Genomic DNA, 20,354 nt, shown 5'->3' with positions numbered 1-20,354 from the left:
ACCGGACACGCCCGGGACCCGGGTCAGCCGATCCGCTCCGCGGCCTCCAGCACACCGGGCCGCAGCCGCGCACGCGCGTCCGGCACCTCGATCCCCAGCAGCCGCCCGTCGGCGTCCAGATCGAGCAGCGCCACACCGTCCTCACCGGCGGGCACCTGCCGTACGGCCTCGCCGGGGCCGATCTCCCCGCCCAGGCTGATGTACGCCATGTCCACCGAGGCGTCGTACTGAACCCGCATCGCTCTCTCCTCCGTACCTTTCATGATCACCGCAACGGCCGGACTCCGGCCCGCGCCGGGGAGGCCCGTTCGGCGGCGTGCCCGGGCGGGCAACCGCTGTGCGCCGGCAGCACACTTCGGCCCGCGCCGGCTTCCTACGGTGAGCCCACCCCGCACGAACCGGGGCACGCTCGACGAAAGGCTCACCGAGATGTCCGACGACCAGTCCAGCCCCTCCCCGGTGCTGGAGACGGCCGCCGCGGAGTTCGCCGCGGCCACCGCGGCGCCCCCGTACCTCTATCAGATCCCGGTCGACGAGGGCCGCAAGGCCGTCGACGAGGTCCAGTCGGGCGCCGTCGCCAAGCCGGAGGTCGACGAGGAGTGGGTGACCGTCGAGGGCGGTCCCACCGGCACCGTACGGGCCCGGATCGTGCGCCCGGCCGGCCACGACGGACCGCTGCCGGTGATCCTCTACATCCACGGTGCCGGCTGGGTGTTCGGCAACGCGCACACCCACGACCGGCTGGTGCGCGAACTGGCCGTGGGCGCACGGGCGGCCGTCGTCTTCCCCGAGTACGACTGCTCCCCGGAGGCGCGTTACCCCGTCGCGATCGAGCAGAACTACACCGTCGCCCAGTGGGTCGTCCGCGAGGGCGCCGCCCACGCGCTCGACGGGACCCGGCTCGCCGTCGCCGGCGACTCGGTGGGCGGCAACATGGCCGCGGCCCTCACCCTGATGGCCAAGGAGCGCCGAGGCCCCGGCCTCGCCCTCCAGGTCCTCTTCTACCCGGTCACCGACGCCGCGTTCGACACGCCGTCCTACCACCGGTTCGCCGAGGGCTACTTCCTGCGGCGGGACGCCATGAAGTGGTTCTGGGACCAGTACACCACCGACGAGACCGAGCGGGCCGCCGTCACCGCCTCCCCGCTGCGCGCCACCACCGACCGGCTCACCGGGCTGCCGCCCGCGCTCGTCGTCACGGCCGAGGCCGACGTCCTGCGCGACGAGGGCGAGGCGTACGCCGAGAAGCTGCGGCAGGCCGGTGTCGAGGTCACCGCCGTCCGCGTCCTCGGCGTCATCCACGACTTCGTGATGCTCGACGCCCTGCGCCCCACCCGCGGCGCCGAGGCGGCCATCACCCTCGCCGTGAACGCGCTGCGGACAGCGCTGTACGCCCTCTGACCAACCCCCCTCTCCCTGCCAGCCAGTTCTCATCCGATCCAGGAGGCTCCCGTGACCGTATTCAGCCCGGACGACGTCGTCGCCGCTCCCAGCCCCGACCTGCTCACGCCCGACAACGCGGTCTTCCTCTTCGTCGACCATCAGCCCCAGATGTTCTTCGGCACCGGCAGCGGCGACCGCGCCGCGATCGTCAACAACACCACCGGCCTCGCCAAGGCGGCCAAGCTCTTCGGCGTACCGACCGTCATCACCACCGTGGCCGCGGAGTCCTTCTCCGGCCCCGCGCTCCCGCAGCTCGTCGCCGTCTTCCCGGACCACAAGCCCGTGGACCGCACCTCCATGAACGCCTGGGAGGACACCGCCCTCGTCGACGCCGTCCGCGCCACCGGCCGCAAGAAGATCGTCATATCCGGCCTGTGGACCGAGGTGTGCCTCGTCCTGCCGGTCCTCTCGGCGCTGAGCCAGGGGTACGAGGTGTACGTCGTCGCCGACGCCTCCGGCGGCGTCACCCCGGCCGCCCACGAGCACGCCCTGGAGCGGATGAGCCGGGCCGGCGCCGTCACCGTCACCTGGGTGCAGGTGCTGCTGGAACTCCAGCGGGACTGGGCGCGCCAGGAGACGTACGACGGCGTGATGGAGATCGTCAAGGAGCACGCGGGCGCCTACGGCCTCGGGGTCGTCTACGCCAAGCACTTCCTCGGCGCCGACGCGGCCGGCTGATCCGGCCGGCCCGCCCCCTCACCGCCGCCGCCGGGGCCCCACCATCCGGCGGCGGTCCGCGTGGTGCCCTGCCCTGAGGCGCGTTGTCCGGGAGCGGTGTGTTCGTGCCTGTCCGCGCACACCTCCCGGTCCATCGCCGGGAGCGCCCGGCGCCGCCCAGCAGGATGGGGCGTGACCGCCCGTACCGGGCGGCGGGCGGGGAAGGAGGGCGGCGCGATGCCGTACCCGGGGCGCGGGGCCGGACAGCACTCGCTGCACGCGGAGGAACTGGGGCGCGGCCCGCACTGGCGGGCCCTGCGCGAGGCGATCGAGTCGGTGACCGGCGGGGGCCGGGCCCTGTGGCTGACCGGGGAGCCGGGCATCGGCAAGACCGTGCTCCTGGACCAGGCCGGGCGCCTCGCGGCGGAGCACGGGCTGCGGCTGCTGCGGGCGGCCGGGGCCGAGAGCGAGAAGGACCTGCCGTTCGCCGCGCTGCACCAGCTGCTGTGGACCCTGGACGACGAGACACGCGCTCTGCCGCCCGCCGCCCGCGCCGCCCTGGAACGGGCGTGGGGCAGTTGCCCCGACGCCTTCCTGGAGCCCGGCCTGGTCGCCGCCGCGCCCGGTCCGGCCGCCACGGAGTCCGGGGCGGGCGCCACGGAGTGCGGCGCCTTGTCGGAGCCCGGCCGGGTCGCCGCCGCGTCCGGTCCGGCTGCCAGGGAGTCCGGGGCGGGCGCCACGGAGTGCGGCGCCTTGTCGGAGCCCGGCCGGGTCGCCGCCGCGTCCGGTCCGGCCGCCACGGAGTCCGGCGCGGGCGCCACGGAGTGCGGCGCACTTTCGGAGCCCGGCCGGGTCGCCGCCGCGTTCGGTCCGGCTGCCACGGAGTCCGGCGCCCGGCCGTACGACGGCACCGGCCCCGCCGCCACCGGCCCCGTCGTCGCCGCGGCCACCGGCTCCGCTGTTGCCGCCGCCACCCTGGACCTGCTGGCCGCCGCCGCGCGCCGCCGCCCGCTCGCCCTCCTCGTCGACGACCTCCACTGGACGGACGCCTCCAGCGCGGAAGTACTCCACCACCTCCAGCGCCGCCTCGCCACGCTCCCGGTCGTCCTCATCGCGACGCTGCGGACCGGCGCGGCGACCGGGCTCGACCCCACCGGCTGCCGGACCCTCGACCTCGCCCCCCTGACCGGGCCGGACGCCGACACCCTGCTGCGCCGCCTGCACCCCGACCTCGCGCCCGCCGCGCGCGCCCGCGTCCTGCACGAGGCGGCGGGCAATCCGCTCGCGCTCGTCGAACTGCCCGCCCAGCTCACGCCCGACCAGCGCACCGGGCGCCTTCCGCTGCCGGACCGGCTGCCGCTGGGCGAGTGCCTGGAGGGCGTCTACGCCCAGCGGGTGGCCGCCCTGTCGCCCTCGGTACGCCGCACCCTGCTGCTGTGCGCCCTCGCCGGGCACGACGAGCGGTCCCCCGACCTGATCGCACGTGCCGCCCGTGAGGCGGGCTCCGCCGCGCCGGACGAGGACCTGGAGGCGGCGGCCCGCGACGGGCTCGTCCGGTTCGGCGAGCCGGCCGCCCCGGTCACCTTCCGCCACCCCCTGGTGCGGTCCTCCCTCGTGGCGGGCGCCACCGGGGCCGAGCGGCGCCGCGCCCACGCCGCCTGGGCGCGGGTGCTGCCCGCCGGCGACCTGCGCCAGGTCCAGCACCGTGCCGCCGCCACCGCCGTCCCGGACGAGACCGTGGCGGCGGCGCTGGACCGGGCCGCCCGCGTCACGGCCGCGCGCGGCGCCGAGGCGGAGGCCGCCCGGCTGTACGCCCGCGCGGCAGCGCTCAGCGGCGACGCGCCCGGCCGGGGCCGACGGTTCGTGACGGGCGCCGCGGCGGCGCTGCGCGGCGGACGGATCGACCTGGCGGCACGGCTGCTCGGCCAGGCCGAGGCGACCGGTGTGCCCGAGGACGCCCGCGGCACCCTGGACCTCGCCCGGGCGCACGTACGGATGCAGGCGGACGGCGACTTCGGCCCGGCCGTCGCCCTGCTGACCCGTACGCTCGACCTGCTCCCGGCGGGCCCCGATGAGCGGGCGAACCCGGCCGCCGACCGAGAGGCACACCCCACCGACCGGACGGCCCCGGCCTCCACCCCGGCAGCCCTCACAGGCCAGTTGGCCCCGGCCTCCGCCCCCGCCGCCGCTGGCCAACTGGCCCCCGCCGCCCCCGCCGCGCACATCGCCGCCGCCACCGACCCCGTACGCCTTCAGGCACTCTTCCTCCTGGCCCTGTGCGCCGGGTTCACCGCCGACCCGCGCGCCTGGGAGGCCGTACGGTCCCGACTGGCGCCCGGGCCCGGCCTCATGGCGCTCTGCCACGACGTCTGGAACGACCCCGCGCGCCACGCCCACGGTGCCACGCGGCGGCTGGAGGAGGCGCTGCGCGGCCTCCCGGACGCCGGGGACGAGCCGCGGCCAGCCCCGGAGGTCTGGGCCCTGCTGTGGTCCGCCGCCGGGCTCGGCGTGCTCGGCGACCACACCGCCCTGTGGGAACGGTTGGTCCGCCCGCACGCCTACGTCACCCAGAACCTCCTGGAGACCCTCGGCGCGTACGACGACTACCTGCGCGGGCACTGGGACCGGTGCGTCACGCGCGCCGGCACCGCGGCCGCCGCCGCGCGGGCCCGGGGCTTCCGCTTCAACGAGCGAGTGCTCTCCTACCAGGCGGGATACGTCCATGCCGCCCGCGGCCGGCACGACGAGGTGGAGCAGCTGGTGGCCCGGCTGGGGCCGTGGGCCGCCGCGCGCGGGCTGACCCTGGTGGTGCTCCGGCTGCGGGCGATGCGCGCCGCGTGCGCCCTCGCGCTGGGCGACCACGAGTCGGCGTACGCCCACGCCGCCGCCCTGACCCCGCCCGGGACGCTGCCGGCCGGCGTCGGCCAGTTCCAGCTCGTCTTCCTCGACCTGGTCGAGGCGGCGGTGCGCTCGGGGCGGGTGGAGGGCGCCCGGCGGCACGTCGCCGCCGGCGCGGCGGCCCACCTGGAACGGATCTCCCCGCACCACGCGTTCGTCCTGCTGGCCGCGCGGGCGCTGGCGGACGAGGACACCGACACCGCCTGCGCGGAGGCGTACGCCTGCCCCCATGCCACCCGGTGGCCCTTCGAACTCGCCCGCGTACGACTGCACCACGGCGCCTGGCTGCGGCGGCGCGGCCGGCGCACCGAGGCCCGGGAGCGGCTGGCCGAGGCCCGTGACACCTTCGCCGCCCTGGACGCACCGCCGTGGCTGGCCCGCGCGGAGGAGGAGCTGCGGGTCTGCGACGAGATCCGCCCCGCCCCGGCGGGCGGCGACACCGTCCCGCCCACCCCGCAGGAGCTGCGCGTCGCCCGGCTGGTCGCCGAGGGGCTGACCAACCGCGAGATCGGCCTCCGGCTCCAGCTCTCCCCACGCACCGTCTCCAACCACCTCTACCGCCTCTACCCGAAGCTGGGCGTCACCCACCGCGCGGCCGTCGCCCACGCCCTCGACGACCACGCGCACCTCACCTGACGCAACGTCAGTCAAAGTTGGCGGCCGGTACACGTGCCCCCACGGTCAACCCCTGTGCGCGCGGGGCACACCTCGGGCCTCCGTCCCCTCCTACGGTGAGCCGCACCCGGGCGCCGGCAGGCCCCGGTGATCCCCCTGGAGGTGAACGGCGTGACCAGCATGCCGGTCGCGGGCGTGGTGCCGGCTCGGCAAGCCGACGCCGAGCCCGCCGAACTGCTCGTACGCAACGCCAAGGTCCACACCGGCGACCCCGCCCGCCCCGAGGCGCACGGCGTCGCCGTCCGGGGCGGCAGGATCGTCGCCCTCGGTGACGACCACGCCCTCGCCCACCTCGTGGGCCCCGGGACGCGGGTGGTCGACGCCCTCGGCAGACGGGTGGTGCCCGGGCTCAACGACTCCCACCTGCACGTCATCCGGGGCGGCCTCAACTACGTCCTGGAGCTGCGCTGGGACGGGGTGCCCTCCCTCCGCCAGGCCCTGGCGATGCTGCGCGAGCAGGCCGGGCGCACGCCCACGGGGCAGTGGGTCCGGGTGGTGGGCGGCTGGACGCCGGAACAGTTCGCCGAGCGCCGGATGCCCACCGTCGCCGAACTCAACGAAGCGGCCCCCGACACACCCGTGTTCGTCCTGCACCTCTACCAGTCCGCGCTGATGAACCGGGCCGCCGTACGCGCCGCCGGCTTCACCGCGGGAACCCCCGACCCGCCCGGCGGCCGGTTCGTCCGCGGCCGTGACGGTTCCCCCACCGGGGTGCTCCTCGCCGCGCCCGGCGCGCTCATCCTGTACTCGACCCTCGCCAAGGCGCCCGCCCTCGACGAGGCCGACCGGCGGTTGTCCACCCGCCACTTCCTGCGGGAACTCAACCGGTTCGGGCTCACCTCCGCCGTGGACGCGGCCGGCGGCTTCCAGAACTTCCCCGACGACTACCGTACGGTCGTCGACCTCGCCCGCGCCGGTGAACTCACCCTGCGCATCGCCTACCACCTCTTCCCGCAGACCGCCGGACAGGAACTCGCCGACCTCACCCGGTGGGTGGAGACCGTCGACCCCGCCGACGGCGACGAGTGGCTCCGGCTCAACGGCGCCGGGGAGAACCTCACCTGGGCCGCCGCCGACTTCGAGAACTTCGTCCAGCCCCGGCCCGAACTCGGCCCGTACGAGGCTGAGTTCGAACAGGCCGTCCGGCTGCTGATGGAGAACGGCTGGGGCTTCCGCCTCCACGCCACGTACGACGAGACGATCCGCCGCGACCTCGCCGTCTTCGAACGGCTCGCCGCCGAGGGGCTGTTCCCGGCGGGCAACCGGTGGCTGTTCGATCACGCCGAGACCGTCAGTGACACCAGCCTGGACCGGATCGCCGCCCTCGGTGGAGCGGTCTCCGTGCAGAACCGGATGTCCTTCCAGGGCGCGGCGTTCACCGAGCGCTACGGCGCCGAGGCCGCCGCCCGCACCCCGCCCGTACGGCGCATGCTCGACCGGGGCCTGGTTGTCGGGGCGGGCACCGACGCCACCCGGGTGTCCTCCTACAACCCGTGGGTCGCCCTCCACTGGCTGGTCACCGGCCGGACGGTCGGCGGCCTCACCCTCTACCCGCCCGCCAACCGGCTCGACCGGGCGACCGCCCTCGAGCTGTACACCCGGGGCGGCGCGCGCCTGACCGGCGAGGCCGACGTCAAGGGGCGCCTGCGCGAGGGCTGCTACGCCGACCTCGCCGTGCTGTCCGACGACTACTTCACCGTCCCCGACGAGGACATCCCGCACATCGAGTCCGTCCTCACCGTCGTCGGCGGGCGCGTCGTCCACGCGGCGGCCGAGTACGCCGGACTCGACGAGCCCGTCGAACCCCCGCGCCCGGCCTGGAGCCCCGTGGCGCACTTCGGCGGCTACCGGGCCACCCCCCGGCCCCGCCTCACGGGCACCCGGCAGGCCGACCTGGTCGCGGAGGCGGTCGCCGAGTCGGAGCTGCACCGGCAGTGGCGGGCGGCACGGGGCGACACCCCGCCCACCCCGCCCGGGCCGTTCCCCGACCCCTGCTTCGCGCACTGACCCGCCCCACCGGAGGAATCCACCATGACCACGGGCATGACCACCGGACTGCTCGTCCTGCGCCTGATCGCCGGCCTGCTGATCGCCGGCCACGGAGTGCAGAAGGCCAGCCACCTGCTCGGCGGCACCGGACTGGCGGGCGGCGCACGGGAGTTCCGCGAGGACGGCTTCCGCGGTGGGCGCCTCACCGCGCTCGCCGCCGGCGCCGGACAGATCGGCTCCGGCCTCTTCCTGGCCGCCGGGCTGCTGACACCCCTCGCGGCGACGGCCGCCGTCGGCGTGATGACGGTGGCGCTCACCGTCAAGTGGCGCAACGGCCTGTGGGTCCAGCACGACGGGTACGAGTACCCGCTGGTCCTGATCGCCGTCGCGGCCGCCCTGTCCGCGACCGGCCCCGGCACCTGGTCGCTCGACCAGGCGCTCGGCCTCACCCCCTGGCCCGGCTGGTGGGCGCCCGTCGCCGTGGCGGCCGGCCTGGGCAGCGGGCTGCTGACCCGTGCCGTACTGCACCGGCCGGCCCCCGGGGTGCCGGTGCCTGTGGCGCACGAGACGCCAGGGCGCGGGCCCGGGCCCACCCCCACCGACGGCACCCCTCAGGAGGCGTGATGAGCGACGTACCCCCCGTACCGGCACGAAGCCCGGAACCGTCGCCGGATCCGGTGACCGACCCGGGGCCGCACCGGCCGGAACGCGCACCAGGGGCCGGGGCCGACGCATCCGGGGCCGACTCCCGGGCCGCCGAGCCCGAGCCGGAGCCCGAGGCAGGGGCGTCGCGACCCGCGCACGGAGGGCGGCACTTCGAACCCGACCTGCGGCCGATGACCCGCATCAACCTCCGGCCCATCGCCTCGCCGATGCCCGTCGGCTTCTTCGCCGTCGCCATCGCCTCCGTACTGGTCGGGTGCCTCCAGCTGGGGCTGTTCGGCGACGACGCCCACCGGGCGGTCGCCCTGACCATCCTGCCCGCCTTCGTCCTCCAACTGCTGGTCGCCGTCCTGGCGTTCGGCGCCCGGGACGTGCTCGCCGCGACGCTGATGGGCTGCTTCTCCGGCACCTGGCTGGCGTCCGGACTGGTCCTCGCCCTCGACCCGCCCGCCGGGGCCCGGGTGCTCGGCGTGCTGAACCTGGTGTTCGCGCTGTTCGCCCTGATGATGGCGACCGTCGCGCACCGCAAGCGGGCCATGTGGTTCGTCCTGTGCGTCGCCGTCCCGCGCTTCTCGGTCGCGGCCCTGTACAACCTCACCGGGGCGGACTGGCTGGCCCCCTTCTCCGGCGGCCTGGGACTGCTCCTCGCGGCCGTCGCGATGTACGCCGCGTTCGCGCTGATGCTGGAGGACATGCGCGGCACACCGGTCCTCCCGGTCGGGCGGCGCGGACCCGCGCACCACGCGGTGGAGGGCGACCTGGCCGTACAACTGCGGGACCTCGAACGCCAGGCGGGTGTCCGCCGCACCCTGTGAACCGGCCGGGCGCGCGCCGTACCGTCGGATGACCTAACCGGCGCGCCCCGCCCGCGCGCAGGGTGGAGCCATGGACCACACCACCGCACCCACCCTCCCGTACGTGTCCTGGGACGGCGCCGCCCACCCGGCGGGCGACCGCCTCGGGCCCCTGCGGGTGTCGACCCACCGGGGCACCGCCCCGTACGAGCTGCGCTCCTCCCGCGCCCGCCCCGGCCTCGTCGGCGTCGGGACCCAGCCCGAGGGGCGTGCGGTCCTCACCGGCCCCGGCACATCCCTGCCGTGCGCGCCCGGAGACGTCTTCGTGGCGGACCTGGCCCGCCCCTGGGCGCTGCGCGAGCGCGACGACTTCCGGCTGCACCTGTTCGTGCTGCCCCAGCGCCTGATCGGTACGGCCGAAGGCGACCTCGGGCCCCTGTGGGGCGTCCACCCGGCGTCCGGGGGAGTGGCCCGGCTCCTCGTCCCGCTGCTGGTCACGGTCGCCGAGTCGGCGGCGGCGTACCCGGCGCACGTCGGGCAGGGCGTCGCCGGGACGGTCGCCGACCTCCTCGGGACCCTCGCCGCCGGCCGCGGCCCGGGCGCCCGTGCGCTGTCGCGGGCCGGTGACCACGCCGGAATGGCCCGCCGCGTACGGCAGTTCGTCAACGAGAACCTGGGCGACCCGGCACTTGGACCGGAACTGATCGCGGCCCGCCACCAGGTGTCCGTGCGCTACCTGCACAAGGTCTTCGAGGGCGAGGGCACCACGCTCAGCCGCTGGATCCGCCGGCGCCGGCTGGAGGAGTGCCGCCGCGAACTGGCCCGGCCGGTACGCGGCGACGCCGGTACGTCCCTGGCCGCCGTCGCCAGACGGTGGGGGTTCGCCAACGCGGCGCACTTCAGCCGCAGTTTCCGCGCCGCGTACGGGATCTCGCCGAGCGAATGGCACCGGCTGCGCGCCCGCTCCGGCACGGTCTCCTGACCCGGGCCTCACGTTCCGTCGTCCGCGCGCATCCCGCCGTTGTGCGTCCGGTCCGGCGATCGCCCCGGCCTCCGCGTACCCCCGGTCCAGTGGTCGCCCGTGCGCCCTCGGTACAGCGCCGTGCACGGACGGGCGACCCGGGCCGCCCGCCCCGCCCTAGCGTCCGGAGCGGCAACCGCCCCTCCCCGCCCCCGACTCACCTGTGAGGAACCCGTGCCCACGTCCCACGACCTCGACCGGATCGACCGCGCCAACGCGGACGGCCGCACGCCCGTCGTCTTCATCCACGGCCTGTGGCTGCTGCCCAGCAGCTGGGACCGGTGGGCCACGGTCTTCGAGGCCGCCGGCTACACCCCGCTGACCCCCGGCTGGCCCGACGACCCGCAGAGCGTCGCCGAGGCCAACGCCCACCCCGAGGTGTTCGCGGGCAAGAGCGTCGGCCAGGTCGCCGACCACTTCTGCGACCTCATCGGCCGCCTCGCACGCAAGCCGGTCGTTGTCGGGCACTCCTTCGGCGGCCTCATCACCCAGATGATCGCCGGCCGGGGCCTCGCCGCCGCGTCAGTCGCCATCGATCCGGCGCCTTTCCGCGGGGTGCTGCCGCTGCCCTTCTCGTCGTTGCGCGCGGCCGGTGTGGTCCTCGGCAACCCGGCCAACTACCATCGCGCGGTGCCCCTGACGTACGACCAGTTCCGTTACGCCTTCGCCAACGCGGTGAGCCAGGAGGAGGCGGAGGAGCTGTACGAGCGGTTCGCCGTCCCCGCGTCCGGTGAGCCGCTGTTCCAGGCGGCCGTCGCCAATATCAACCCCTGGACCGAGGTGAAGGTCGACACGCTCGCCGCCGACCGCGGCCCCCTCCTGGTCGTGTCCGGCGAGAAGGACCACACCGTGCCCTGGGCCATCGCCAACGCCTCGTACAAGAAGCAGGTCCGCAACACGCACGCGGTGACTGAGATCGTCGAGATGCCGGGCCGCGGCCACTCCCTCACCATCGACAGCGGCTGGCGGGAAGTCGCCGACACGGCGCTCGCCTTCGCCCGGCGGTTCACCGGCTGACGGCCGGGGGGCGGGAACCAACGGTAGGGGGCGCCGAGCGACACCGGCGCCCCCGTACTCGTACCGGCGCCCCCGTACTCGTACCGGCGCCCCCGTACTCGTACTGCGGCCCCCTTCCCCGTACCGGCGCCCCTTTGCCCGTACGGCGCCCCCGTGTGCGCGTACCGGCTCAGTCGCCGTCCCCCAGCGCGCGGGCGAGCGCGGCGCGGGAGGAGATCCCCAGCTTGGGGTAGACCCGGGACAGGTGGTCGGCGACCGTGCGCGGCGACACCCGCAGCCGGTCCCCGATGTCCCGGTTGGTGAGCCCCTCGGCCGCGAGCCGGGCGATCCGCAGCTCGTGCGCCGTCAGCAGCTCCCGCCCGCCCGGCGCGGCACCGGTCGCCCGCCCTGCGGCGCGCAGCTCCTCCTCCGCCTGCCGCGCCCACGGCCCGGCGCCCAGCGACAGGAACGTCCGCCGCGCCTCGGCCAGCGCCTCCCGCGCCCCGGTCCGCTGCCGCCGCCGCAGCCAGGTGCCGTGCGCCAGCCGCAGCCGCGCCGCCGGGAACACCCACTGCTCGGCGCCCGGCACGGCGTAGGCCGACGCGAACAACTCGTCCGTGGAATAGTCCGGTTCGGCCAGCGCGACCGCCGCGGCCAGCAGGAACGCGTGGTGCGGCGAGATGTCCGCCATCCGCGCCGCACGGCCGGCCGCGATGTGCGCGCGGGCCTCCTCGTACCGCCCGGTGCGCGCGGCGGCGGCCACGAAGTCGAAGAACGGCAGGTGGAACCAGGGCAGGCCGGACGGGAGTTCACCGGGCGGGGTGAGCCGCGCCAGCCGCGCGTACGCCTCCTCGTGGCGGCCGTGCGCCAGGGCGGCGAGCGCCCGCAGATGCGCCAGATGATCCTGTACGAACACCATCCCGGCCCGCGCCGCCACCGGCCCGATGAGGCTCTCCATCTCGGCCAGCCCCGCCTCGTCGCCACGCCCGGCCAGGAAGTGGGCGTAGTGGTGACGGAACATCAGAGCGTTGCAGTGGTAGCCCAGTTCATCGGCGGCGCGCGCCTCGCGCAGGCACACCTCCGCCTGGTCCCAGCGGCCCTGGAGGAAGTCCTGGTACCCCCTGGCCTTGGCGATCGTGCCCTGCGTCGCGTACGCGTGCTGGCCGGTGAACCGGCGCCACATCGTCCCGTCCGCAGCGTCCACCGCCGCCGCCGTCCACAGCAGCAGCCAGGCCGCGCCCGCCTCCTGCTCCTCGCTCATCGCCCCGGCCAGCGACCGCAGTTCGCCCGCCACGCCGTGGGCGGTGCGTGCCGGGTCGGACCAGGCGCGGTGACACAGCCGGGCCAGCGGGGACACCCTGTGCCGGTGCCGGGCCAGCGCCTCACGGCCCCTCGGGTCGCCGGTGTACGTGGTGGCGAGCAGCAGCTTGAAGTACGCCTGCTCCGCCAGCCCGCCGAACGACTCCGCGCCCGGCTCCGCCAGCGCGTCCAGCGCCGCCGGCAGCAGCGTGAACGACGAGGCGAAGTCGACGCGGTGGCTCTGGTCGACATAGACGGCGGCGTACGCGAACAGCGGCGCGATGTCCGGCGGAACGGGGCCGCCGCGCAGCCCGGCCACGATCCGCTCGGTGTACGGCAGCCGCCCGCCGCGCGCCGCCATCACGGCCGCCCAGGTCAGGCGCCTGGTGCGGTCCCCGGGGTCGGGGCTCAGCCCGGCGGCGCGGTCCAGCAGCAGCGCGGCCTCCGCGTCGCCGCCCCGCCCCGACAGGCGCCGTCCCGCCGCGTCCAGCCGCGCCGCCAGGGCCTCGTCGGGGCCCCGCGCCGCGGCGGCCTCGTGCACCAGCCGGCGCGCCTCGTCGGGGGGTAGCGCCTCCGCCAGCTCCCGGTGCGCGTCACGCTTCTCGTCGTCCGGGGCACGGGCGATGACCGCGCTGCGCACCAGCGGGTGCCGGAACACCAGCCGCCCGGCCGGGTCCAGGTGCGCCAGCCCGCCGGCCTCGATGACGTCCAGGACCTCCACGGCCCGCTCACCCGCGTGGGCCCGCAGCCACCGCCCGGCGGACCAGGCGGCCGGCCCGCCGCCCAGCGCGACCAGCAGCAGCACCCGCAGCGCCTCGGGCGGCAGGGCGTCGAGCCGGTCGGCGAACAGCCCCTCCAGCCGGTCGCCGAGCGGATACGCGGCGGGCGGACGGCCGGGCGCGGGCAGGTCACCGTTCCACTGCTCGGGACTGCGGCGGCGGGGCAGCTCCACCAGGGCCAGCGGATTGCCCGCCGCCTCCCGCAGGATCCGCCGCATCGCCGGCGCGCCCAGCTCGGGGTGTTGCCGCCGCAGCAGCCGGGCCGCGTCCTCCGGGGCGAGGGCCCCGACGGTCAGGGCGCGTCCGGGGCGCCCGTCCGGGTCGGCGGCGTGCGGCCGGCCGGCGCTGACCACGACCAGGGGCAGTTCGGCGATCCGGCGCCGCAGGAACGCGAAGACGGCCGCGCTGGAGGAGTCCACCCAGTGCAGGTCGTCGACCAGCACCAGCAGCGGCCGGTGCCGGGTCGCCTCCGCCAGCAGGGACAGCGCGGCGGCGCCCACCAGTAGCCCGCCGAGCGCCGGCCCCTCCCGGAGCCCCAGCGCGCCCCGCAGCGCCTCCCGCCGGGCGGGCGGCAGGTGCGCCGCGTACCCCATCAGCGGCCGGAGCACCTGGTGCAGCGCGCCGAACGCCAGCCCGGTGTCCGCCTCGGAGCCGACCGCCCGCAGCACCGCGAAGCCGCGCTCACGCGCCCGGGACGCCGCCCAGTCCAGCAGCGCGGTCTTCCCGATCCCGGCCTCCCCGCGCAGGTGCGTGGCCGACCCCCCGCCGGGCCCGGCCGCCGCCTCGTCCAGCGCGCGCAGCAGCGCGACCGTCTCGCGCTCCCGCCCCATGAGCTCCATACGTACCCCGCCCCCCTGCCACCGGACCCCCCCCACGCCCCGATCCTCCCCCGCCCGGCCGGCCGATTCTGGCCCGTCCGCGCACGGTTCTGGCCCAGGACGGCACTCCTCCGGCGAACGGGCTGCGCCGGGGTCGGGCAGCGGTCGCAGCGGCAGGACGTCGCGCCGCCCCCGCCCGTCGCCCGGCGCCGTGCCCCGACTACAGCCCCGGGCAATCAGGGGCCGGACGCAGCAGTTCGGCGGTCCTCCCCTGTACGCAGGGTGAGTTGAAGAGCCGTCACTTCGGTCCCTCAGGGGGCCTGGAGGCGGAATATGCCGTCTGAGTTTCCCGCTTCCCGGCCTGATGCGCGCCCCCTACATTGGACGGATGGGGCAGAACTGGTGGTTGCATGCCGGCCGAGTCCTCGGTGCCGCGTGCGGTGTCGTGACCGGCGCCCTCATCGGCGCCTCGATCAGCTCATGGACCGGAGCTGTGGTGGGTGCCTACGGCGGCTTCGTCAGCGGGACGACCATCGGCAGCGGGTTCGTCCGTTCGATCGCCGGCACGGAGGACAAGGGGCGCCGCGAGGGGATCGGCAGGCTCGGCTACGGCATCGGTGCGGCCCTCGGAGCCATGCTCGGGTACTGGGCCGGAACGAGGGGTATCGACCGCCTGCCGCCGATGGGGGGCTTCTTCGGCGGGCTCGCCATCGGCAGCCTGGTCGTCGGGCTCACCGTCTCCGGTCTGGCGCGGGCGGAGATGCTGCCGCCCGCGCTTCCCGGGCTGCTCTGCACCGCGGGAGCGGGATGTGGCGCCTGGGCGGGGACGGCGCTCGGCCATCCGGGGTACGTCGCGACCCTGCTCGTGCTCGGGTGCGCCGTCGGCCTGCTGCTCAGCCACCTCCTGCTGCGCGCGATGGAGAGGGCCATCGACGACCATCTCGAGCACGGCAGAGCCGGGGAGCACGAGCGGCGCGGCAACTGGCCCGGTATCTACTGATCGTGGTCCAACCCGGTCGCCGGCCCGGGCCTTGAGTGCAAAGGCGGTGTGGAGCACGGCCGCACCGTCCGTCGTCAGGCCGAGCACACGCGGACGCCGGCAGCCACGGGGCACCCGTCAGGCGACCGCGCGGTCCGCCGGGTGGGCGGAGGGCGTGCGGAGCCAGTGGCGGGGGGCGTGGCCGTGGACGGACTTGAACAGGCGGCTGAAGTGCGCCGGGTTGCGGAACCCCCAGGTCTGCGCGACCGCGGAGATGGCCGGGCCCGACGGGCCGTGGCGGCGCAGTTCGCGGGCGCACTCCTGGACGCGGCGCCGCTGGATCAGGCGCCGTACCGTCGTCTCCTCGTCCTCGAACAGGCGGTGCAGATACCGGACCGAGATCCCGTGGGCCCGCGCCACCCGCTCCGGCGTCAGGTCCGGGTCGCGCAGGTGGGCGTCGATGTACCGGTGGACCGCCGCCACCAGCGGGTGACGGTCCGGGGCGGGCCGTTCCGCGGCGTCGTGCCGGGCCACCTCGTCGACCAGGGTGGCCACCAGGTCGGCGAGGTGCCCGCCGAGCCGGTCGCCGACCGGTACCACCGAGCCGGCCGTGTCCTCGGCCAGCGCGGTGAGCAGCGGGCCCAGCAGCGCGGCCACGCCCTCCCCGCCCGCGATCGGCCGCCCGGTCAGGCGGCGCGCCGCCGCGGCCGAGTCGCCCAGCGCCCGGCCCGGCACCCGCAGCAGCTGGACCAGGGACCGTTCCCGCTGCTCCATCACGAAGGGCCGCCCCAGGTCCAGCAGCGCCAGGTCCCCGGGCGGCACCCGCCCGCCGCGCCCCTCCTGGTGCACCGCCGTCGCGCCGGACACCGCCCGCAACAGCACCAGCCGGCCGCCCGGCCCGCCGGCGGGGGTACGGGGGCCCCGGCCGATCCGCAGCGGACCGGTCTCCAGCGACAGCAGCCGCACATACCCCAGGTCCACGGCGCCCAGCCGCGCCGCGAACGCGGGGTCCCTAAGGGTCACGTCGACCGGGCCCAGCCAGCGGCGCACCGCCGACCCCCACACCGCCGCCCCTTCCGGTCCGGCCGACGGCTTTGTACTCGCCACAGGTCGCACCACGCCTCCTCGTACTCCGATGTGCTCCGACGCTCCGACGCTCCGACGCTCGGATGCTCCGACACGCTCAGAGGCGCGCCGACTCCGCTCAGTCTCGGCCGCACCGGCGCGGTCCGCGTGAGTCATCCGGCGGGTGCCGTACGACGCCGGCCGCCGCCTTGCGCTCGGGTACGGTGACGACTGCCTCTCGGCGCCCTGTCGGGGCGTCAGGGGGCCAAGGACCGTTCAGAACTCATCGAGGGGGTGGCCCCGTTGCGGGTCAGGGATTTCGACCACGTGGTGCTCAATGTGGCGGACGTCGAGCGGTCGCTGGACTTCTACTGCGGGAGCCTGGGCCTGGAGCCCGTACGTGTCGAGGAGTGGCGCGCCGGGAAGGTGCCGTTCCCGTCCGTGCGCGTCACGCCCACGATGATCATCGACCTGTTCGGCCGCGCCCGGGGCGAGTCGAACGTGGACCACATCTGCCTGGTGGTCGACCCCCTCGACTGGCAGGAGGTCATCGACTCCGGCACCTTCGACGTCATCGAGGGCCCGGTCAGCCGCTTCGGCGCACGCGGCACCGCCCAGTCGCTGTACGTGCGCGACCCCGACGGCAACACCGTCGAGCTGCGCTGGTACCCCCAGGACGCCACCGACGCCTGAACCCACGCCTGGACCGGCGCCGATACAAGGACCGGCGCGGACACCGATACCGACGCCGGGTCCCGCGCCTGACGTGGCCCCGCCGCCGCCCGCGCCGTGCGGGCGGCGGCTGCCCCGCCCTCGCACCCCGCCCGCCGCGTCACCCGTCGTCCGTGCCCCACGCGCCGCAGGCGCCCCGCCGCATCACCCGGCCGACGCCCAGCCAGTCCGGGGCGCCCAGCCGTGGCCGGTCGTCCACCCGCGCCCCGGCGCGCGGGCGGAACGACCCGGCCAGCGCGGCCGTCTCGTACGCCACCCCGCCCCGGACCACCGTGACCGTACGCACCAGGGACCGGAAGTCCGCGAACGGGTCACCGTCCACCACCGTCAGGTCCGCCACCTTGCCGACCTCCACCGTGCCCAGGTCTCCGTCCAGCGCGAACACCCGCGCCGGCAGCAGGGTCACCGTGCGCAGCGCCTCCGCCGGGGACAGCCCGCCCAGGTGCAGCGCCCGCAGATTGAGGTGCAGCGACAGCCCCGGCGGCACGATCGGCGTGTCGGTGCCCAGCGCCACCAGGCCGCCCTCCCGGAGCACCCGCCGGTACACCCCGACCTCCGTACGCAGCGCCTCCAGCCGCGCGGCATCCGGCGGCTGCGCGGCCGTGTCCCGCAGCGCCGCCGCGTCCCACGGCGGCATCAGCGACGCCACCCGCTCGTCCCGCACCAGCTCCGGGTCGTCACCCACCAGCCACATCGCGGAGAACGGCGTGGCGATCAGCGAGAACCCCGCGCCCCGAGCGGTGTAGATCTCCCGCACGTCCTGGTACGCCCGCCCGGCGGCCGTCACCGCGTGTCCGGCCTCCGCCCGCTGCGTCGCCTGGAGGTGGCTGGTGAAGTCCTGCCCCGTCTGCACCCCCGGCGAGCAGAAGTGGCTGCCCACCCGCACTCCGAGGCGTTCGTGCGCGAACCGCGCCGCCTCCTCCATCACCCAGGCCGGGGCGCGCACATACGTCTTCACCACGTCCCAGTCCAGCGCCGCGCCCCGCTCCAGCGACCGCCGCAGCCCCTCGCGGGTCCGGTGCGCCCTGCCCATGCTGTACGCCACCCGTGAGCCGTCCAGCAGCTCGCCGCAGCCGAGCAGCCGCGGGCCCGCCAGCAGACCGGCTTCCACGGCCTCCCGGACGCGGGCCTGCTCGTGGGCGAAGCCGCCCAGCGAGACGGCGGTCGTGATGCCGTACGCCAGCTGACACACCGTCTGCCGACCGCCGTAGGTGTACTGCCACGGGTGGGTGTGGGCGTCCCACAGCCCGGGGAGCACCGTCCGCCCGGAGGCGTCGATCCGCCGCACCGCCGCCCGCGCCCGCCCCGGCCGGTGCGGCTCGACCGCGGCCACCCGCCCGCCCCGCACCACGATGTCGACGTCCTCCCGCACCGACGCGTCACCACCGGTGCCGTCCCAGAACCGGCCGGCCCGCACCACCGTGTCGGCGGGCTCCGGGCGCCGGAAGTCCAGCGGGACCCGCACCGTGCGTGCACCGCCGCCGTCGACCCCGGTGAGCCGGAGGCGGGTACCGGACAGGTACAGCAGGGTGCGGGAGTCGCCCGACCAGGTGGGGTGGTCGGCCGGTTCGGTGGTGAGCGTCCTCGGCGGTCCCGCCGGGCGGCCGTCGGGCGTCACCGGCAGCAGGCACAGCGCCGACTCCACCACCAGCGCCATCCAGCGGCCGTCCGGCGACCACACGGGCCCCGAGCCGTACCGGTCGGAGACCGACACATGCGGCGCGACGGCGTGCAGCCGCGCCGCGCCGGTCGCGGTGTCGACCACCCGGATCAGGTTGTAGCCCTCCCGGAACCGCTGGTTCAGCCGGTTGCGGTCGCACAGGGCGAGGAAGCGGCCGTCGGGCGACCAGCTCGGCCGGCCCGGCAGGCCGCCACCGCCCAGCGCGTCCACGAGCACCCGCTCGGTGCCCTCCGCCAGGTCCTTCACCACCAGGCGGCCCGTCAGGTCCAGGCACGCCAGCCGGGCGCCGTCGGGGGAGAGGGCCGGGTGGACCCGCCCGCCGCCGGCCAGCGCCGTGCGCGTACCGCCGGCCACATCGAGGCGGTACACGCCGAGCAGGCCGTCGGAGTCGTCCGCGTACACCAGGGACCGGCCGTCCGGCGCCCACGCCGGACCCATCAGGTAGCGGGTCGGGGCGGCGCGCACCAGCCGGCGCGGCGGGCGCCCGCCCCCGGTGTCCGCCAGCCACAGCGCGTCCAGCGCGGCGAACGAGATCCGGCGCCCGTCCGGCGACAGCGCCGGCAGATGCACGCCCCGCACCGGAAGGGTCCGGCCGGGCGTGAAGTCGTACCGCTTAGCCCGGTAGCGCGGCCGTCGCAGCCGTGCGACCGCCTCGAACGGCACCGGCCGCGCGTCGCCCGGCGCCTCCGGGCGTACGAGGGTGAAGCGGCCGTCGACGGTGAGCAGCAGCTCGCCCGCCGCCGTCCAGCGGGGCGGCACGGCCGCCAGGTCGCCGGGGACGGCCACCGGCTCACCGTCCACCACCAGCGTGCACCCGCCGCGCGGCGGGGCGGTGACCCGGAGGTACGCGAGCCGGGCCCCGTCCGGGGACAGCGCCGGGGCCATCACCTGAGCCCCGGTGGTGGCGTCGGTCCGCTCGACGGTCACCGGTCCGGTGCCGTCCGCCGGTACGGAGACGATGCTCCGGGCGTCCGGGGCGGCGCCCCGTACGGCCGCGCGGACGCACCAGATCCGACCGCCGTCCGGCGACCAGACCGGGTCGAAGTCCTCCCACCGGCCGTCCTGGAACGGCCCGCCCTGGCCGGGCAGCCCCGTCACGGCGGTCTGCCGCCCGGTCCGCAGGTCCAGCACGCGGATGCGGTACGGCGTACCGCTCGCGGGGTCGAGGCCCACCGGCATGCCGCCGACCGAGCCCGCGCCCACCGGGTCGCCGTCCGCCCCGTTCCCGCGCTCGGACGCGAAGGCGATCCTCGTGCCGTCGGGCGACCACGCCGGACCCCGGTCGTCGAAGGGCCCGTCGGTCCGGCGGCGCAGGTCCGTGCCGTCGGGCCGCACGGTCCAGATGTGGTAGGTCCCGTCCCGGTACGCGCTGAAGGCGATCAGCGAGCCGTCGGGGGAGTGGACGGGCCGGCAGGGCTCCAGATCCGGAGGGGTGAGCGCGACCGCCTCCCCGCCGCCGGCCGGTGACGACCAGAGGGCGTGCTGCACCTCGGCGACCAGCCGGTCGCCGGAGGGCGCCAGGTCGGCCGCGCCGTTGGTGGCCTCGGTGAACCGCAGGGGGACGACCCGGTCCCGGGCACCCGGCCCGGCGGCCGTCGCGGGCCCCGTGACCGCGGCCCCGGCCGCCGCCGAACCGGCGCCCGCGAGGAAGAGGCGCCGCGAGAGCGCCGGGGCCGCCGGTGTCCGGTCGTCACCCGGGGTGCCTGAGTCGTCGCCGGTGTCCAACTGTCCTCCCACTGACCGGGGTCGGCTCCGCCGGGTCGTGGCCGTCCGGGGGTACGGAAGCCGACACGAGGCCCATGATTCCGCACCCGGGCGGCCCCTGGGGGGTGGACACCACGACCGGGGCGGCGGTGAGGCATGAT

General features: G+C 76.4%; 14 protein-coding genes. 10 read left to right on the top strand and 4 right to left on the bottom strand.

Annotated features, from left to right (window positions below; translation table 11 throughout):
- Window positions 1-23 precede the first annotated feature (23 nt).
- Window positions 24-239: a DUF2283 domain-containing protein gene (locus ACF08D_RS17725; protein WP_392223555.1), complete on the bottom strand. Its 216-nt coding sequence runs from the start codon at window positions 237-239 to the stop codon at window positions 24-26.
- Window positions 240-429: 190 nt separating this feature from the next.
- Between ACF08D_RS17725 and ACF08D_RS17720 the strand changes: the two genes are divergently transcribed.
- The 8 genes from ACF08D_RS17720 (at window position 430) to ACF08D_RS17685 (ending at window position 11,157) form a co-directional block, all read left to right on the top strand.
- Complete coding sequence (locus ACF08D_RS17720) at window positions 430-1,401, top strand: alpha/beta hydrolase (protein WP_392223554.1); 972 nt, start codon at window positions 430-432, stop codon at window positions 1,399-1,401.
- Between the two features lie 51 nt (window positions 1,402-1,452).
- Window positions 1,453-2,121, top strand: a complete 669-nt coding sequence (locus tag ACF08D_RS17715; RefSeq protein WP_392223553.1) for a hydrolase — start codon at window positions 1,453-1,455, stop codon at window positions 2,119-2,121.
- Window positions 2,122-2,292: 171 nt separating this feature from the next.
- On the top strand, window positions 2,293-5,634 hold the full coding sequence (locus ACF08D_RS17710) for an AAA family ATPase (RefSeq protein WP_392223552.1): 3,342 nt from the start codon (window positions 2,293-2,295) through the stop codon (window positions 5,632-5,634).
- 159 nt (window positions 5,635-5,793) lie between these two features.
- Entirely contained in the window at window positions 5,794-7,680 is a 1,887-nt protein-coding gene (locus ACF08D_RS17705; RefSeq protein WP_392224090.1) for an amidohydrolase, read from the top strand.
- A gap of 36 nt (window positions 7,681-7,716) precedes the next feature.
- Window positions 7,717-8,286, top strand: coding sequence for a DoxX family protein (locus ACF08D_RS17700; RefSeq protein ID WP_392224089.1), 570 nt, complete (start codon window positions 7,717-7,719; stop codon window positions 8,284-8,286).
- Window positions 8,287-8,498: 212 nt separating this feature from the next.
- On the top strand, window positions 8,499-9,140 hold the full coding sequence (locus tag ACF08D_RS17695) for a GPR1/FUN34/YaaH family transporter (RefSeq protein ID WP_392223551.1): 642 nt from the start codon (window positions 8,499-8,501) through the stop codon (window positions 9,138-9,140).
- 70 nt (window positions 9,141-9,210) lie between these two features.
- Window positions 9,211-10,101, top strand: coding sequence for a helix-turn-helix domain-containing protein (locus ACF08D_RS17690; RefSeq protein ID WP_392223550.1), 891 nt, complete (start codon window positions 9,211-9,213; stop codon window positions 10,099-10,101).
- 213 nt (window positions 10,102-10,314) lie between these two features.
- Complete coding sequence (locus ACF08D_RS17685; protein ID WP_392223549.1) at window positions 10,315-11,157, top strand: alpha/beta hydrolase; 843 nt, start codon at window positions 10,315-10,317, stop codon at window positions 11,155-11,157.
- Between the two features lie 169 nt (window positions 11,158-11,326).
- Here ACF08D_RS17685 and ACF08D_RS17680 read toward each other — a convergent pair whose 3' ends face one another.
- Window positions 11,327-14,053 (bottom strand): ATP-binding protein, encoded by a 2,727-nt coding sequence (locus tag ACF08D_RS17680; protein WP_392223548.1) that lies wholly within the window; start codon window positions 14,051-14,053, stop codon window positions 11,327-11,329.
- A gap of 367 nt (window positions 14,054-14,420) precedes the next feature.
- Between ACF08D_RS17680 and ACF08D_RS17675 the strand changes: the two genes are divergently transcribed.
- The gene (locus ACF08D_RS17675) at window positions 14,421-15,032 is read left to right on the top strand and encodes a hypothetical protein (RefSeq protein WP_392223547.1); all 612 of its coding nucleotides are present in this window, start codon (window positions 14,421-14,423) and stop codon (window positions 15,030-15,032) included.
- 117 nt (window positions 15,033-15,149) lie between these two features.
- Here ACF08D_RS17675 and ACF08D_RS17670 read toward each other — a convergent pair whose 3' ends face one another.
- The gene (locus ACF08D_RS17670) at window positions 15,150-16,118 is read right to left on the bottom strand and encodes a helix-turn-helix domain-containing protein (protein ID WP_392223546.1); all 969 of its coding nucleotides are present in this window, start codon (window positions 16,116-16,118) and stop codon (window positions 15,150-15,152) included.
- A 261-nt stretch (window positions 16,119-16,379) separates the two neighbouring features.
- On the opposite strand from ACF08D_RS17670, the gene ACF08D_RS17665 reads away from it, so the two are divergent.
- A complete protein-coding gene (locus ACF08D_RS17665; RefSeq protein ID WP_392223545.1) occupies window positions 16,380-16,769 on the top strand; it encodes a VOC family protein in 390 nt (129 codons plus the stop codon).
- Window positions 16,770-16,908: 139 nt separating this feature from the next.
- On the opposite strand, the gene ACF08D_RS17660 is transcribed toward ACF08D_RS17665, so the two are convergent.
- The gene (locus tag ACF08D_RS17660; protein WP_392223543.1) at window positions 16,909-20,214 is read right to left on the bottom strand and encodes an amidohydrolase family protein; all 3,306 of its coding nucleotides are present in this window, start codon (window positions 20,212-20,214) and stop codon (window positions 16,909-16,911) included.
- Between the last annotated feature and the right edge of the window lie 140 nt (window positions 20,215-20,354).

This window comes from Streptomyces sp. NPDC015131 (assembly GCF_043079975.1).
Classification (GTDB): domain Bacteria; phylum Actinomycetota; class Actinomycetes; order Streptomycetales; family Streptomycetaceae; genus Streptomyces.
Note: the sequence above shows the minus strand (reverse complement) of the source record. Positions and strands in the feature narration are given on the sequence as shown.

What these genes read in the sequence shown, in the direction of transcription:
- ACF08D_RS17725 (WP_392223555.1), bottom strand. Translation starts at nt 239, where the DNA reads ATGCGGGTTCAGTACGACGCCTCGGTGGACATGGCGTACATCAGCCTG.
- ACF08D_RS17720 (WP_392223554.1), top strand. Translation starts at nt 430, where the DNA reads ATGTCCGACGACCAGTCCAGCCCCTCCCCGGTGCTGGAGACGGCCGCC.
- ACF08D_RS17705 (WP_392224090.1), top strand. Translation starts at nt 5,794, where the DNA reads ATGCCGGTCGCGGGCGTGGTGCCGGCTCGGCAAGCCGACGCCGAGCCC.
- ACF08D_RS17700 (WP_392224089.1), top strand. Translation starts at nt 7,717, where the DNA reads ATGACCACCGGACTGCTCGTCCTGCGCCTGATCGCCGGCCTGCTGATC.
- ACF08D_RS17695 (WP_392223551.1), top strand. Translation starts at nt 8,499, where the DNA reads ATGACCCGCATCAACCTCCGGCCCATCGCCTCGCCGATGCCCGTCGGC.
- ACF08D_RS17690 (WP_392223550.1), top strand. Translation starts at nt 9,211, where the DNA reads ATGGACCACACCACCGCACCCACCCTCCCGTACGTGTCCTGGGACGGC.
- ACF08D_RS17680 (WP_392223548.1), bottom strand. Translation starts at nt 14,053, where the DNA reads ATGGAGCTCATGGGGCGGGAGCGCGAGACGGTCGCGCTGCTGCGCGCG.
- ACF08D_RS17675 (WP_392223547.1), top strand. Translation starts at nt 14,421, where the DNA reads ATGGGGCAGAACTGGTGGTTGCATGCCGGCCGAGTCCTCGGTGCCGCG.